This is a genomic window from Cohnella sp. OV330 (assembly GCF_900112065.1).
Taxonomy (GTDB): Bacteria; Bacillota; Bacilli; order Paenibacillales; family Paenibacillaceae; genus Cohnella.
In genome coordinates, this window is sequence record NZ_FOKE01000012.1 from 217,894 (window position 1) to 233,865 (window position 15,972).

The 15,972-nt window shown below is 63.6% G+C and carries 7 protein-coding genes; all 7 read right to left on the reverse strand.

Annotated elements, in window-relative coordinates; translation table 11 throughout:
• Positions 1 to 31 precede the first annotated feature (31 nt).
• The 7 genes from BM235_RS25485 to BM235_RS25515 all read right to left on the reverse strand — a co-directional run bounded on the left by BM235_RS25485 (position 32) and on the right by BM235_RS25515 (position 15,955).
• Entirely contained in the window at positions 32 to 802 is a 771-nt protein-coding gene (locus BM235_RS25485; RefSeq protein WP_090117059.1) for a sugar phosphate isomerase/epimerase family protein, read from the reverse strand.
• A gap of 729 nt (positions 803 to 1,531) precedes the next feature.
• Positions 1,532 to 4,306: an alpha-mannosidase gene (locus tag BM235_RS25490; protein ID WP_090117125.1), complete on the reverse strand. Its 2,775-nt coding sequence runs from the start codon at positions 4,304 to 4,306 to the stop codon at positions 1,532 to 1,534.
• A 25-nt stretch (positions 4,307 to 4,331) separates the two neighbouring features.
• Positions 4,332 to 7,523: an alpha-amylase family protein gene (locus BM235_RS25495; RefSeq protein WP_090117060.1), complete on the reverse strand. Its 3,192-nt coding sequence runs from the start codon at positions 7,521 to 7,523 to the stop codon at positions 4,332 to 4,334.
• Positions 7,516 to 8,841, reverse strand: a complete 1,326-nt coding sequence (locus tag BM235_RS25500; RefSeq protein WP_090117061.1) for a glycoside hydrolase family 125 protein — start codon at positions 8,839 to 8,841, stop codon at positions 7,516 to 7,518. The genes BM235_RS25495 and BM235_RS25500 overlap by 8 nt, the downstream gene beginning before the upstream one ends.
• Before the next feature lie 421 nt (positions 8,842 to 9,262).
• Positions 9,263 to 12,373, reverse strand: a complete 3,111-nt coding sequence (locus BM235_RS25505) for an alpha-mannosidase (protein ID WP_090117126.1) — start codon at positions 12,371 to 12,373, stop codon at positions 9,263 to 9,265.
• Between the two features lie 14 nt (positions 12,374 to 12,387).
• On the reverse strand, positions 12,388 to 14,688 hold the full coding sequence (locus BM235_RS25510; RefSeq protein WP_090117062.1) for a glycoside hydrolase family 3 N-terminal domain-containing protein: 2,301 nt from the start codon (positions 14,686 to 14,688) through the stop codon (positions 12,388 to 12,390).
• A gap of 361 nt (positions 14,689 to 15,049) precedes the next feature.
• Positions 15,050 to 15,955: a carbohydrate ABC transporter permease gene (locus tag BM235_RS25515; protein WP_090117127.1), complete on the reverse strand. Its 906-nt coding sequence runs from the start codon at positions 15,953 to 15,955 to the stop codon at positions 15,050 to 15,052.
• Between the last annotated feature and the right edge of the window lie 17 nt (positions 15,956 to 15,972).

Below are 15,972 nucleotides of genomic sequence, written 5' to 3' on the forward strand. Positions count from 1 at the left end.
GGCTGTCGTCAGCGAATCGCGGTGCGGTCTTTTAGATCCAGCCGCGCTCCTTGAACCAAGCGTAGTTCAGCTTCGCGCTCTCGAGCGAGCTCACGTCGTACTGCTCCTGCTCGATGATGACGTACTCGACGCCCGCCTTCTCGGCAGCCGCCAGCGCGGAGTCCCAATCGACCGAGCCCTTGCCGATCTCGGTGTCCTTGCCGTCGTCCTTGAAGTCCTTGGCATGCACGAGCGGCAGGCGGCCTGCGTACTTCTCGATGAACGCGGCGGGATTCTGGCCTGCGACCTTCACCCAGCCGAGGTCGAATTCGAAGGTCAGCTCTTCAGCCGACAGCTGTTCGGCGAGGTGATCGATAACCAGCTTGCCGTCCTGGGCCGGCTTGAATTCGAACGCATGGTTGTGGTAGCCGAATTCGAGGCCGGCCGCGCGCACGGCCGCGGAAGCGCGCTTCAGCGTGTCGGCGAACTTGTTGACGTCCTCGACGGACGGATTTTCGGGCAGCGGGTAGTAAGGCACGACGAATCGCTTGACGCCGAGCTCCTTATAATAGGCGACCTTCTCGTTCAGGTCGGATTCGAACTTGTCCGGCTCCTGCACGTTCAGGCCGACGTGCGCCGAGTTGACGTTCAGGCCTGCGTCTGCCAGCGCCTTCTTCAGGTCGGCGGCGGAAACGCCGTAGTTGCCGGCCAATTCGACGTTCTTGTATCCGATCTCGGCGATCTCGCGGATCGTGCCGAGGAAGTCCTTCTCGCTGCGGTCGCGTACGGAGTAAAGCTGGATGCCCACTTGCGGCTTGCTCATCGTCATTTACCTCCAAATAGGGGATTAGCGCGGACGCGCTTATAGCGTTTATTGTGCTTGATCCTATTATAGGCATTCAAGGAGAACGCTTACGATTCCGATATTAGCTCATTTTATATGGCATTTGGACTTCGTGACCCGCGCCCGCGCCCGCCGCTCCCTTTCATGCCGTTAACGGGTACATCATGCCGCACCCATTTTCGGCCCAACGGCACCAAAAGGTCACGATGTTCCGCCGAGCTTTGCTATGCCCAGCGCATCCCTTCACACCCTAGCCGCTACGGCAAAAAACGGGATGGAAGCAGATCGTCCTGCTACCATCCCGTTTACATGTTGGCTGATTAACAATCTAAAGTAACGCTGTACGACGCTAATTCGCCGCTACAGACGGTCTGCACGCTAAAGTAACGCCGTACTATGCTACTTCGCCGCTACGACTGTCTTCACGCTAAAGTAACGCCATACGATGCTACTTTCGTCGCTCCGTCCGGTCAGCACGCTAAAGTAACGCCATACGATGCTACTTTCGTCGCTCTGTCCGGTCAGCACGCTAAAGTAACGCCATACGATGCTACTTTCGCCGCTACGGAAGGTCAACACGTTAAAGTAACGCCGTACGACGCCACTTTCACCGCTATGGACGGTCAGCTCGCTTAAGAAACGCTATACGATGCTACTTTCGCCTTTACGGCCGGTCAGCACGCAAAAGTAACGCTGTATGACGTTACCTTACGCTCGCGCCGGTGCCGCGCTCCGGATGCCCAGCGTGAATATCTCGCAGGCGCCCAGTTGGCGGGAAAATGCGACGCCTGCCGCTGCCGGGGCAGCTTCAGCCACGCGCCGCTCAAGCACGTCGCTCTCGTAGAACGACGCTGCCGTCGCCGCAACGCGCAGCTCGGCCGCTTCCGGCCGCATGTTGAACCAGCGGACCATCAAGTCCCCGCTCTCCTCGCCGATCGCGGCGGAGGAGAACGCCACGCCCTCGCCTTCCCAGCTCAGAAGCTGCCCGGAGGCAGCCAGCGCGCCCTCGTGCATGCCGGTCTGCGCCAGCGTCCACGGCGCCTGGAACTGATACGCCTCGGCATAAGCGCCGTCGGTCGCCCCGTCGCCGCCGTGCGGAACGAGCAGCAGCTCGGCCGTATGCACGCCCAGGCACTGCGCTTCCGGCGTCGGGAAGACGCCCCAGTCGCCCAGCTCGGCGACCGACCGCAGCAGCGTCACCGCGATCGTGCCGCGTCCGTCGCGGAGCACCTCGTACTCGTTCAGGCCGAGGTTCGCGACCGTCAAGCCGAAGGCTTCGCCGTCCGCGACGTCCACGAACGCCTGTTGATGCTGGGCGTTGCTCGGGTTGCGCCATTCGGCGGCAGGCTCGGTATCCCGGCGCGCGATCTCGAAGATCGCGTCCGCCATATGCGTTTTCGCTTGAATGTCCGATGGGAACAACGCCCGTACCCGGTGATCCTTGGCGCGGTTGTCGATCGTCGTGCGGATGCCGACGCCGCGGCCCGAGCGCTCCAGGCTGACGACGGTACGGATCTCCATCGGCACTGTCTCCGCCACGCGCTGCGCCTTGCGTTCCGGGAAGTAAACGGCTTCCCGCTTCTCTTCCTCGAACAGCGCGTCCGCCGAAGCCGGCACGGCCCAGCGATGCACGATCTCGATGGCGCCGCGATGCGCTTCGTCCTCCACGATCCGAATGTCGGCCGCAAGGCCGCGCGTCGTCAGCGCCGTCTCGCCCTCCGGCTGCCGGTACATGTACTCGTTGCCGATGTCGCCGGTATCCTCGTAGACGAGCAGATCGCGGTAGGTGCGTCCGGTCTGCTTGTCCGTCATGGCCAACGTGCCGTCGTCCGCGACTTCGACGCGCAGGCGGTCGTTCTCAAGCGCTCGCTTGCCGCTGACAAGCGAAGGCGCCGCAGTCACCGCAGCAGCCGCTCCGCCGGCAGCCTCTCCAGCAGCGGCCGCCTTGACCCACGCGTATGCCTTCCAACCGAGCGCCGGCACGTCCGCCGCCTCGAACGTCAGCTTCACGCGCCGTGTCCAGTAAGCCTGGCGGAACTTGTCGTCCGGCAGATCGTAGCCGAACTGCAGGCCGAGATCTTCCACTTGGCAAGCTACGGCACGCCCTTCTTCATCCACCAATACGCGCCCGCCGATGTCCAGCGTCTTCATGCGGCGCTGCATCTCCTCGGGCGGCACGCCGTCGCGATAATAGATACGCTCGACGTCGAGCTCGATCTCGACCGTGCCCGTGCGCGGCCAGCCGGTCGTGTTGAACGCCACGAGCGGCAGCGCGTCCGCGCCGTAACGGCCGAATGCCGACGTATCCACGGCATCCGCCGCGGCCCGCTTGCTGTCGTCGATGATCGCCTCGGCGACGTGCCGGCTTTTCTCGAACCGGGTCACCATCTCGCGATGGACCTCGTCGACGCTGCAGCCGCAGATGCTGTCGTGCGGATGGTTCTGCATAAGCGTCTTCCATGCATAGGTCATCAGGTGATGCGGGTAAGCTTCGCCGACGCCGTGCGCGATCGCGGCCAGCGGCTCCGCCACGCGCTCCAGCAGCGCTTGCCCCAGCTGGTTCATCTGCTTGAGGTATACCCGTGCGGAAGCGGTATTTACGAGCGTCGACCAGCCGTCGGTGCGCTGGCTGCGCAGCTCGCCCTTGACGACGGACAGGTTGTCGCCGAGCGACTGCCGAACCGACGCAAGATAGTCTTCGAAGCTCGAATGCACGAACTTCGTGTCCGGATACAGCTCGCGGGCGACGCGAATCGCCTCGGGCAGATCCGTCTGAATCGGCTGGTGGTCGCAGCCGTTCATATAGAGCAGTTGGCCGGTCGACGCATAGCGCTCCGCATCCGCCAGCTTGCGATCCCAGTATGCCTTCGCTTCGGCCGCGTCTACGGGCACTTCGTTGCCATTGCTGTACCAGTTGGCGAACAGAATGCCGAGCACGCGCGACCCGTCCGGTCCTTCCCAGACGAGTTCGGAAAACGACGATTCGTACTCCGAATCGGCCACCGTGTTGTTGAACCCGGTCGGCTTCACGCCGCGTCCGAACACGGCGTTGTCGATGCCTGCCTGCTTCATGATCTGCGGCGCCTGGCCGATATTGCCGAACGTGTCGGGGAAGTAGCCGACCTTCGAGATCGTCCCGTACCGCGCGGCGTCGCGGTGACCGATGAGCAGGTTGCGCAGGTTGGCCTCGCCGCTCGTCAAGAACGCGTCCTGCAGAATGTACCAGGGACCGATATGAATCCGGCCTTCGCGGATCAGCTTTTCCAGCCGCTCCCGGCGTTCCGGACGCACCTGGAGGTAGTCCTCCAGAATGATCGTCTGGCCATCGAGGAAAAAGCTGCGGTACTCTTTTTCCCGCTCGAGCGTGTCCATCAGCGTATCCATCAGGCGGATCAGGCGGACGTGATGCTTTTCATAGGGTAAATACCATTCGCGGTCCCAGTGGGTGTGCGAGATGATATGGGCCGTTCTTTTTGGCTCCAACATGATTCTCTCCTCTCCTGATCGCTCAGGCGTCGATATCTGTTTGTATTGTCGTCTCGCCGGGGCGATAGACGGCCGTCGCGCGGCCCTCCCGGTCGACCGAGAACAGCACCGAGCGCTCTCGCTCCAGCAGGAACGAATAGGTCGCTCCGGTCGAAGCGTCCTTCACCCGGATCGGCGTATCGTATGCATATTCCGAGACGAATACGTACAACGCGCCATCCGCAAAAGAAAGCTTGCGCCCGTAGACGCCCGGCAGGTCGCCGCCATCTAGCCACTCGAGCGCAGGCTTATAGCCTGCCGTCTCCAGCGCGTGCGCGTACAGCGCCGCGATCGGCTCGCTGCGTTCGTTCAGCTCGACCGGCAGCGGGCACCAGAGGATGCGGCCGATTCCGTAGAACACGTCGACCACGACATCCGCTCCCGAGCCGGCGCCGTCGGCCGGCACTTCCTTGGCGACCTGCGCGATGCGCCGGCTGCCGTAGCTGACCGCGTAGCGCTTGCCGCGGACAGCGAGCCGCTCTTCGCGAACGACGTTGGCGGGCTTGCGCGCGCCCAGCGTCTCCGCGAGACGGTCCGTATGCCGCCAGTACGCGTCGAGGCCCGCGGGACCGGTGACGAGCAGCGTCGCGCCTGTCCGGCCGACGATGTCAAGCAGCTGCGCAAACGCAGCGTCGTCCACGTTGTGGGCGGAAGGCAGCACGATCAGCTTGGCCGGCTCGTCCAGCAGCGGCTTCAGGTCGTACTCGGACACGCCGCGGAACGGCACGTTCAGCTCGTAGGACAGCACGCGGGTCAGCTTCGTCGTAGCGTCGAAGGCCAGCTTGCGGTTGGACAGATCGTTCGAATACGGGAAGACGACCGCCACGCCCTCGAGCTCGCGCCCTTTGAACAGATCGCGCGTCTTCTCCATGAACGCGCCGAAGTCGTAAGAGACGTCCGCCTCCGGTTTCTCCGTGCCGTCCGCGCGAAGCGCCCCGATATGGGATTCGTTCGCGTTGTCCATATAGAAGTTCGTGTTCCAGATCCATTGGATCGCGCCGGCGCCGCCTGCCGCGAAGGCATAGGCGTATTTGCGCTCCAGCATCGCTTTCAGCTCTTGCTCCGAGCGCTTCGCGAGCCCCTCCGGCGTTTCTACGTACATGATGCCTGTCTCCTGCACGACGTTCGGCTTGTCCGCCGTCTTGGCGAAGACGCCGTCCCACAGCAGCTGGTCGTTCAGCCACCAGGAATGCACCGTCGTGTAGTCGACCGCCTTTCCATAGAAAAACGGAGACGGCCGCTGCGCGCCGAGCGCCTCGTCCTGGCCGACGGTCACGAGATGGTCCGGGCAAACGTCTTTGATCGCGGCGACGAGCTGGCTCGCCCACCGGTTGTGCATGTCCATCGAGAACAGCGCGTAGTCGAGCCAGCGCGTTCCCTTTTTCCCGCTGTGCATGTCCTGCACGTCGAAGTTGATCTGTTCGGGCTCGGGAATCTCGGCCGACGCGAAGTCCGGCAGCTCGCCCGGCGTCATGCTCCAGCGCTCGCGCAGGCGTGCGATCGTGCCGTGCCGCCGCTCCAGCCACTCGGCGAACGCCCCCCGCTCGAAAGGATCGCGGCTCGAACGCGGACCGTCGGAGAAGATGCGGACCGGATCGAACATCGAAGGCTCGTTGATCAGATCCCAGTCGACGTGCTTCGTTTCCCGATGACGGCTGACGATCGAGCGAATGAACCGCTTCTGCGCTTCTACGCTGCGGGGATCGAGATAAGGGTTGACGCCCTCCCACGTCTCCGGCGTGAACGAGAAGAAGGTGAACGTCACCTGCAGCCCGTGCTTCTTGGCGGTCAACAGAAACGCGTCGATCGCGCGCAGCGCGTCCTCCGAGACGTGGCCGTCGACCTGCATGATGTTGCGATAAGCCGTCCAGATGCCCGTGCGGATCCAGTTGATGCCCGCCCGGCGCATCTGCGCCATGTCGCGGTCCCATACCGATACGTTCGGGAGGAACAGGAATTTGCGCGCGACGTCGCTCGTCATGTACGTCATGCCGACGATCGGCAGCGGACGCCCGTCCTGCTCGAAGTAGTCGCGTCCCGCCCGAATCGGCGTGCCTTCGGCCAGCAGGTCCGGATCTGCGCCCCAGAAGCCCTGGCGGAGATAACGGACTTCGCCGTCCTCCGATTCGGCCCGGCAGGACACCCGGTAGAAGCCGTTTTGCACGTCCGTCGGTACCGGAATCCGCCATACGTCCAGCTCCCGGCCTACCTTCTTGCTAAGCGTCAGGCGGAACGGCTCTTCCGCGCCGTCTTGTCCCTTCGCCTCCCTTTCGACCCGAAGGTCGAACGTCCACTTTTGCTTGCCGCGGTCGGCCGCATTGACGGACTCGCCGCCTGCTGCGCCGCCGCGTCCGAGCGCCTGCGCCTGCAGCGTCAGCAGCGGACGCTCGTGCGCTTCATAGACCGCATAGCTCGGCTTGAGCCACAGCTCGGTCACGCCGCGCGCGCAGAAACGCGCCCAGCCCGCAAGGGCCGCCCAGCCGCCGCGCGCCGCGAACGCGTCGCCGAGCGGCTGGTTCACGAACAGCCAGCGGCTGCCGGCGAAGTCGCCCTTGGTGTTCTCCCACAGGACGACCGGCGCGGACCGCTCGCGTCCGTCGGCCGACATGCCCCTGAGCAGCGCGTACACGTGCGCGTCCATCGGGCCTGCCGAGCCCATCTGATGCGGCAGGTCGCTCGCTCTCGACACGTGCGGCACGAGGTTCCATGTGTCGGTAACGTCAAGCAACGCCTCCTGTCCCGCGAACAGCGGGATATCGGCGTGCGAAGCGTGCCGCGCCACGGGATCCGCGGACACCCGCAGCATCTCGTGTATGCGAAGCTGGCGATGATAGGCCGTCTGCTCGGCTTGGACATGCCAAGCGCCGTCCTTGCGGAGAACCGGCTTGCGGAACGGCGCGCCGCCCGCGCTGAGCAGACCGCCCCCGCGCTTCAGGTACGCAAGGATGTCCTCCCACGCGCCGACGGGGAAGTACGGCGCGTGCAGCGACACGAAGCTGCCGCCGTCCGCGCGGCGCAGGCGCTCGCCGAGCTCCTCCGCATTCGCCACTACGCCGATCAGCCGCGCCTCCTCTTCCGTCAGCGCCGGAGCGCCCGGAAATGCCGGGTCGTAAAAGACGATGATTTTCGACGAATCCCTATTTATCGAACCCTTATTTACCGAATCCTTATCCATCGAGCAATCCATCCTTCATCGCGCGGTAGACGAGCTGCGAGAACAGGCTGTTGGACCAGGCGAACCACTTGCGCGTGAACACGGCCGGATCGTCGGCGTGGAAGCCTTCGTGCATGAACCCGGTGTCCCCGTCCGTCGCCTCGAGCATCGCGATCATCTCGAGCTTCTCCTCGGCGGTCGACGCCGTGATGCCCTGCATGGACAGCGCCATATGCCAGATGTAATCCGGCGGCGTATGCGGGCTGCCGATGCCGCGCGCGACCTTGCCTTCGTAGTAGAACGGATTTTCCTTGCTCAGCGCGAAGCGGCGCGTGTTCTGGTAGATCGGATCGTCCGCCGATACGTAGCCAAGGTACGGGATAGACATCAGGCCCGGCGTGCCCGCGTCGTCCATCAGGCAGTAGTTGCCGTAGCCGTCGGTCTCGTATGCGTAAATCGGCCCGAACTCGGGGTGACGGTAGATGCCGTACAGCTGAATGCCGTGGTCGATGTCGGCCTCGAGCGCCTTCAGCTCTTCCAGCAGCGCCATGTCGCGGAACACCCACTCGGCGAACTCCTGCATATGGCGCAGCGCCACGACCGCGAACATGTTGCCCGGGATGTTGTAGTGGAAATCGCAAGCGTCGTCGCTCGAGCGGAAGCCGGACCAGACCATGCCCGTGTAGTTGACCGGCATGCCCAAGCCGTTATTGCACAGGGAATCAGTCGGGATGCCGTTGTTGCGCGTGAAGCGGTACGGCGATTGCTCGAAGTGGCGCTGCTCGGTCTTGAACAGGTCGACGATCAGGCGCATCGCCCGCTTGAAGCCTGCGTCGAATACGTCCGCGCGTCCCGTCTCCTTCCAGTACAGGTACGCCAGGCGCATCGAGAAGCACAGCGAGTCGATCTCGAACTTGCGCTCCCATACCCACGGCGACATCTCGGTGACGTCGGTCGTGTTCCAGTGCCAGTCGTTGGCGGATTCGTTAAACGCGTTCGCGTAAGGGTCGATCTGAATGTACGCGATGTGGCGGCGGATGAGGCCCGCGATGATGCGCTGCAGGTCGGCGTCGTCCTTGGCCAGCGGCACGTAGTGGACGACTTGCTCGACGGAATCCCGCAGCCACGAGGCCGGGATGTCGCCGGTGATGACGAACGTCGTGCCGTCGTCCAGCAGCTTGGTCGTCGTCTCGAGGGTGTTCGGGAAGCAGTTTTTGAAAAGCCGGAGCAGCTTCGGACGGTGCGCGAGACGCTGCTCGGCTTCCGCCAGCACGTCCCGCACGGCCGCCGGCAGCGTCAGCTTCGGCATCGCGATCTGTGGCAATCTGAATTGTTCCATGGCAGGCAAGACCCCGCTTCTATGTGATTTAACGATCTAAAATTTTATTAAGCATTACCGCCGGACCGTGATCCCCAATCCAACCGAGATAAGACGCTGGCGCATCCCTATACCGTTGCGTACCGCTAAAAAAATGGGTGCGACCGTGGCGTATATTAGCGGTATTTAGTGCCGCTAATGGGCCTGGAAGCGGCAGAGCCGCGTGTGTTAGCGGCAATTCGTGCCGCTGTCGGCGCTTGGGCGTACCGTCGGTGGCCCCGAGATAGGACGCTGGCGCATCGTTATTCCGTTGCGAAAGGCCGATTCTGCCCAGATAACACGCTGGCACATCGCTATTCCGTCGCGAACGGGACATTTAACCGAGTGAAGACGCTCGCGCACCGATATTCCGCCACGTACCGCCGATCCCGCCGGGATTATATTAGTGATCTAAAAGCTTAACGGTCTTAATCTCAAACGGCGCGAACGACAGCGCGATCCGGTCGTCCTCGGCCGCAATCGCCTCTCCCTCAGCCTCGAGCGCGTCCGACAGCACGGCGCGCGCGAACGGACGAGGCCAGTTCAGCACGGCGCGGCCGCGACCGCCGGACGATTCGTACAAGCGCAGCACGATGCCGTCGCCGTCCTCGGCAGGCTTGACCGAGTCGAGCACGACATGCTCGCTCTCGAACGGCAGCAACGCGCCAGACGCCGGGAGGGAGCCGCTCTGACGGTCGGCCAAAACCACGACGTCCTCGGCGTTAAGCTCGGCCGCACGGCGCAGCGTATGCGCCGTCCGCCAGTCGCCTTCGTGCGGATAAAGCGAGTACGTGAATTCATGCTCGCCGAGATCCGCGGTGATGTCCGGCCACTTGGGGGCGCGGAGCAAGGACAGGCGGATCGTCGTGCCCTGGATGTCGTAGCCGTATTTGCAGTCGTTCAGCAGGCTGACGCCGTAGCCGTGTTCCGACACGTCGACGAACCGGTGGCCGCAGACTTCGTATTGGGCCTGCTCCCAGCTCGTGTTGCGATGCGTCGGACGCTCGAGCGCGCCGTACGGAATCTCGTACGTCGCCTTGCTCGCCACGACGTCGATCGGGAAGCCGACCTTGAGCAGCTTATGCGCTTCGTTCCAGACGACGCGCGTGCGGAAGTCGATGCGCCGGTCGCCGTGATAGAACACGACGTCCTGGCTGATCTCCGACTGATGGAGCCGCCAGCGGAACCGCAGCACGTCCATCGTCTCGCCTTGCAGCGCGACGCTTTTCTCCAGCAGTTCGGCTTCGCCGGCCGGCTGCAGCTCGTAGCGCTCGTCGATGTCCCAGGCGTCCCACAGCGTCGGACGGTCGTGGTAGAAGCCGAAGCGGTTCGCGGCTTCGCCGCCCTTCACGATCTCCCGCCCGGCCGCCTTGTCGAACAGGCTGACGATCTCGCCCCGCGCGTTGAACCGAACGCGGTAGGCTTCGGTCTCCCAGCTGTCGCCAAGCGTGCGAGCCCTGGCGTCCGCAGCAACCGAGCTTGTTTCACTCTGCTCGCGCAGCCAGATCGTCTTATAGCCGAACGCCGGCACCGCCGGCACGCGCACGGCCAGACGATCCTCGCCGACGGCATCGGCGGTCAAACGGACGCCTTCAGCGTCATAAGCGGCGAACGCATCAGCGGGCAACCTTTCAGCCGCCAGCAAAGCCTGCACGTCCCGCGCCCAGCCAAGTCCGTTAAATACAACGTACGGCACGCCTTTGCCGGCCGTCGTATCGATGCCGCCTGCGAGCGCCGGCAGAATCGCGTTCAGGCTATCGCTTCCCTTTTCGAAGATCGTCCCGTACTCCTTGTCCGAGGTGACGTACGCTTCGGTAATGGCCGACCCCGGGATGATGTCGTGGAACTGGTTGAGCAGAATCAGCTTCCAGCCTTCATGCAGGTCGCTGCGCAGCCGTCCGTCGAGTCCGGCGTCCAGCTTCGGCAGCGCGAGGGCATGCCACAGCTCGGCTTCCCGGTACAGCACTTCGGCTTTGCGGTTGCTGCGCTTGTTGCGACCGTGGGTCGTGTACGTCCCGCGGTGCAGCTCGAGATACAGGTCGCCGTGCCATTCCGGCACCTCGCCCTGCTTCTCCTCCGCGCCAGCGAAGAAATCGGCTGCCGTGCTGTGCTTACTGGCCGGCTGGCCGACCATCAGGTCCGCGCGGTCGACGTATTCGAGCATCTCGCGCGTCACGCCGCCGCCCCCGTCGCCATGTCCGTAAAGCAGCATCTGCTCGGGATAGACGTCCTTTTGCCGGTACGATTGCCAATGCTCGTGGATATCCTTCGGCGTCGTGTGCTCGTTGATGCCATGGTTCAGGTACGACAGCATCGGCGTGCCGTCGATGCCGACCCAGCGGAACAGGTCGTAAGGGAACACGTTCGTATCGTTCCAGTTGAGTTTGGTCGTCATGAAGTAGCGAACGCCGCCGTGCTTCAGAATCTGAGGCAGGGACGCGCAATAGCCGAACGTATCCGGCAGCCACTCGATGTCCGAGACGCGCCCGAATTCTTCCTGGTAGAAACGCTGGCCGTACAGCATCTGCCGCATGAGCGACTCCCCGCTCGGAATGTTCAGGTCGGGCTCGACGTACATGCCGCCGACGAGCTCCCAGCGGCCCTCGGCGATCCGTCCCTTCACGCGGGCATACAGCTCCGGATCGTTGTTTTTCAGAAACTCGAACAGCAGCGGCTGGCTCTGCGCGTACCGGAAATCCGGATACTCGCGCATGAGCGCGTCCACCGTCGAGAACGTCCGGCTCGTCTTGCGCACCGTCTCCCGCACCGGCCACAGCCAGGCGACGTCGATATGCGACTGCCCGACCATGTGCTGGACGCCTTCGGCGTTGCCGCCGACCGCGCGCACGTCCGCTTCAAGCCGCGCCTCGATGACGGCGACCGCCGCGCCCTCGCGAATATCCCCTTCGCTCAGGGACACGTACGCGTCCATCGCGCGAAGCAGCGCTTCAAGCAGCCGCGCCTTGCGGAAGTCCGACTCCGGCAGCAGCACCGCCGAGTCTCGAACGACCGTCGCGGCGTACATGAGCCGCTGCACCGGGCCATTCGCCAGTACCAGCTCGCTGCGGATCGAGGTGATCGGCGGCTGGATGACCGCCTGCCGATTCAGCGGATCGACGGGTTCGGGGATCGGGTCGTACAGCTCGATCTCCAGCTCCGGCGACGTGCCTGTGCGAGCCGCGTCGAGCGTCACGAACGTATGGTTGCGGTCAAGCCCCTGGTAAGAGGCGCCGTTTACGCGCAGCAGCCCCTCGCCGCCGGACTCGAATACGAGGCCGATTCTGGCGCCCGACGCGATCCAGTCTCCGGGCAGCTCGAGCTTTTTGCGGAAAAAGTAAGTCGTCCCCTGCTTGCTGGGAAACGCGGCGAGCCCTTCCGATTCGTACGGCCCGATCTCTTCATACTGCCCGGGCAACACGTAGGTAGCCCGGTCGATCGCCCAATCGCTCACTTCCGCCCGTTCCAGCCATTGCGCCTCGGACAGCTCGCGAAGGAAGCGGCGCAGACGTTCCAAAATGTCTTTTGCGTTCATCGGTTCCCGTCCTCCTTGACGAGCAGATCGGCTGCCAGCGTGTCGGCCGAATGCCGCCCGACCAGCACCTTGAAGCGGCCGGGCTCGACGACCCGTTCGTAAGCCGGGCCTACGTATTCAAGCTGTTCCCTGCCTACCCGGAACTGCACGGCGCGCGTCTCCCCCGGAGCCAGCCCGATCTTCGCGAAGCCCTTCAGCTCCAGCGCCGGCCGCGTGCATTCGCTCGCGACGTCGGAGATGTACAACTGCACGACCTCGGAACCGGCGACGCCGCCCGCGTTGGTCACGTCAACGGAGACGGTTGCTTCTTCGTCGGGTCCGATCGCGACAGGCGTCACCGTCAGGTTGGCATATTCGTAATTCGTGTAACTGAGCCCGTATCCGAACGGATACTGCGGCTGCAAGTCGCTCTCCAGATACCGCTTGCCCCGCGAGCGCTTGCCGTTATAATAAACGGGCAGCTGCCCGACATCCTTCGGAATCGATAGCGTAAGGCGCCCGGACGGATTGACGTCGCCGAACAGAATGTCTGCGATCGCGTGGCCGCCCTCTTGCCCAGGATACCAGGCCTCCAGGATCGCGTCCGCATTCGCGTCGATCCACGGCTCCGCGATCGGCCGGCCGTTGATGTAGACGACCACGAGCCGCTTGCCAAGCTTATGAACTTCCTGGATCAGCTGCAGCTGCACGCCGGAGAGACGCAGCGACAGGCGGTCGATGCCTTCGCCGCAGTCCATATCGTTCCAGGCGTCCTCGGTCACCTTGGACGCGCCCGTCCTCAGGTCGATCGTGCCGTCGCCGAAGTCCCGCGCGCTGGAGCCGCCGACGACCATGACGACGGTGTCCGCCTGCTGCGCCGTCTCGAGCGCGGCCGGGAATCCGTCCCGGTCTTCGCCGCGGATCCGGCAGCCCGGCGCGTACAGCACGCGCTCGGCCCCGAGCTTGGCACGGATGCCCGCGAGCACCGTGGTGACCTTGTCCGCCGGCTGAGGCGATGTATAATCGCCCAGCTGGTTATAGCCGAGGTCGGCGTTCGGGCCGATGACCGCGACCTTCCCGGCCGACGGATCGAGCGGCAGCGCGTCGCCTTCGTTCTTTAGCAGCACGACGCCTTCGGCCGCCAGCTGCCTGGCCAGCGCGACATGCGCATCCGCGCCGATCGCCTCGCCGGCGAGCTGCGCATCGACGTACGGCCGCTCGAACAGGCCGAGCTTGAACTTGAGCGTCAGGACGCGCACGACCGCGCGGTCCAGCGCCTCTTCCTTCAGCTTGCCCTCGCTCAGCGCCTGTAGCAGGTACTTGCCGAACATTTCGCCCGACATTTCCATATCGATGCCGGCTTCGAGCGCCCGCACGGCGGCTTCCATGCCGTCTTCGGCCGTGTCGTGCCCCGCCGCGAGCATATCGATCGCCCCGCAGTCGGTGATGATCATGCCGTCGAAGCCCCAGTCCCGGACCAGCACCTCGTCCAGCAGCTTCGCGTTCGTCGTGCACGGGACGCCGTCAATCTCGTTGTAAGCCGGCATGATCGAAGCTGCGCCCGCCTCGACCGCCTTGCGGAACGGTTGCAGGTCGACCTCGAGCAGCTCGCGCCAGCCCATATGGACGGGCCCGGCATTGCGCCCGCCCTCCGAGCTGCCGTAGCCGACGAAGTGCTTCAGCGTCACGGCGACGCTGTCCGGCGCGTCGAGGCGCTCGCCCTGCATGCCCTCGACCGCGGCGACCGCCAGCGCGCCCACGAGAAATGGGTCCTCGCCAAAGCACTCCTCCGTCCGGCCCCACCGGGGATCCCGGACGATGTCCAGCACGGGCGAATACGTGACCGCGCCGCCCTGGGCGCGCGTCTCCTTCGCCACCGCGCGGCACATCTCGCGGTACAGATCGACGTTCCAGGCGCTGCCGATCGACAGCGGCACGGGAAATACCGTCGCGCCGATCGCCATATGGCCATGCGAGCACTCTTCGCCGATCAGCAGCGGAATGCCAAGGCGCGAGTGCTCGATCGCATAGCGCTGAATCTCGTTGACCGCCTCTGCGCCGCGAACGGGCGACAGACCCGTCTCCAGCGTGACGCCGGTCCACGGGTCCGCGCGCAGCGTGCCGTACAGCGAGCCGACGCCGCCTCGCGCGACCTGCGCCTTGAACGTCTCCTTCAGGACGACGTTCCCGTCTTTATGCGCATAGGCTTGCCAGCCGAACGGCTGAACGAGCTGGCCGACCTTTTCTTCCGCCGTCATCTGCCGAAGCAGCAGCTCCGCGCGTACGCGGGGCGGCTTCGACGGGTCCTTGAAATCCATTCTTTTTCACATCCCGCTCGTTCTTTGGCTACTGCCTATCCTCTGCTTAACCTAGTGCTATCCTGCAAAAGTGCATCATCCAAGGCTGGTATGGAGGGTTTTTGCGATCTATCGCGCAAAAGTGCACGGTAGCTCGTCTATTTAAGCGAGGACCCGGGTGCTTCGGCATAAAATCCTGCACTTTTGCGCGATAGGCGGAACGACGAAAGAATGCGACTCTCGATCGTGTACTTTTGCACGATAGCTCCTGTTTGCCTTCGCTTTCCTGTGCCTTTCCCGCGCCCTTCCCGACCTTCCCTTCGCTTTCCGGCGCTTTTCTTGCCCTTCCTGCGCCTTTCCTGCGGTTATGCTCAGATCCCGCTTATTCTTTTACGCCCCCGACCGTCAGGCCCTGAACGAAGTAACGCTGGAAAAACGGATAAGCGAAAATGATCGGCACCGTCGCCAGCACGACCATGGCCATGCGGGCCGTATCCTGCGGCATCGACTGCAGTACCTCGAGGCTGATGGAGCCGTTCGCCGAATTTTGCTGGATGAACTGCATGCTCGATTCGATTCGCATCAGCATCGCCTGCAGCGGCACCTTGTTCGGATCGTCGATGTACAACAGGGCGTTAAACCAGTCGTTCCAGTAGCCGAGCGTACTGAACAGGCCGATCGTAGCGAGGCCGGGCAGCGACAGCGGCAGTACGATGGTGGAGAAAATGCGGAATTCGCCGGCGCCGTCGATCTTGCCGGACTCGATGATCGCGTCGGGAATGCCGGTGATGTAGAACGTCCGCAGGATCATGATATAGAAGGCATTGAGCGCGAGCGGCAGGATGAGCGCCCAGATGCTGTCCTTCAGGCCGAGCAGCTGCGTCACGACGATATAAGTCGGGATCATGCCGCCGCTGAACAGCATCGTGAAGATCGCGAACAGAGAGAAAAAGCGGCGGTACGCGAAGCTGCGGCGCGATACCGCGTAGGCATACAGCGAGATCAGAAGCAGGCTGACGACCGTGCCGATGACCGTTACGAGGATCGTGACTCCGTAGGAGCGCAGCAGCGTATCGCCGGTTTTGAATATATATTGATAAGCATCCAGGCTCCAGGCCTTGGGAATGATGCGATACCCGTCCGTCGCCAGCGTCTTCTCCTCGGTGAAGGAGATGATGACGACGAACACGAACGGAAACACGCACAGAAAAGCGAATATGCCGGCGATCAGGTTGAACACGATGTTCCAGCCCGGCGATGCCTGGTGGAAGTTGCGTTTCTTTTTCATCACGTTGGGCACCGGAT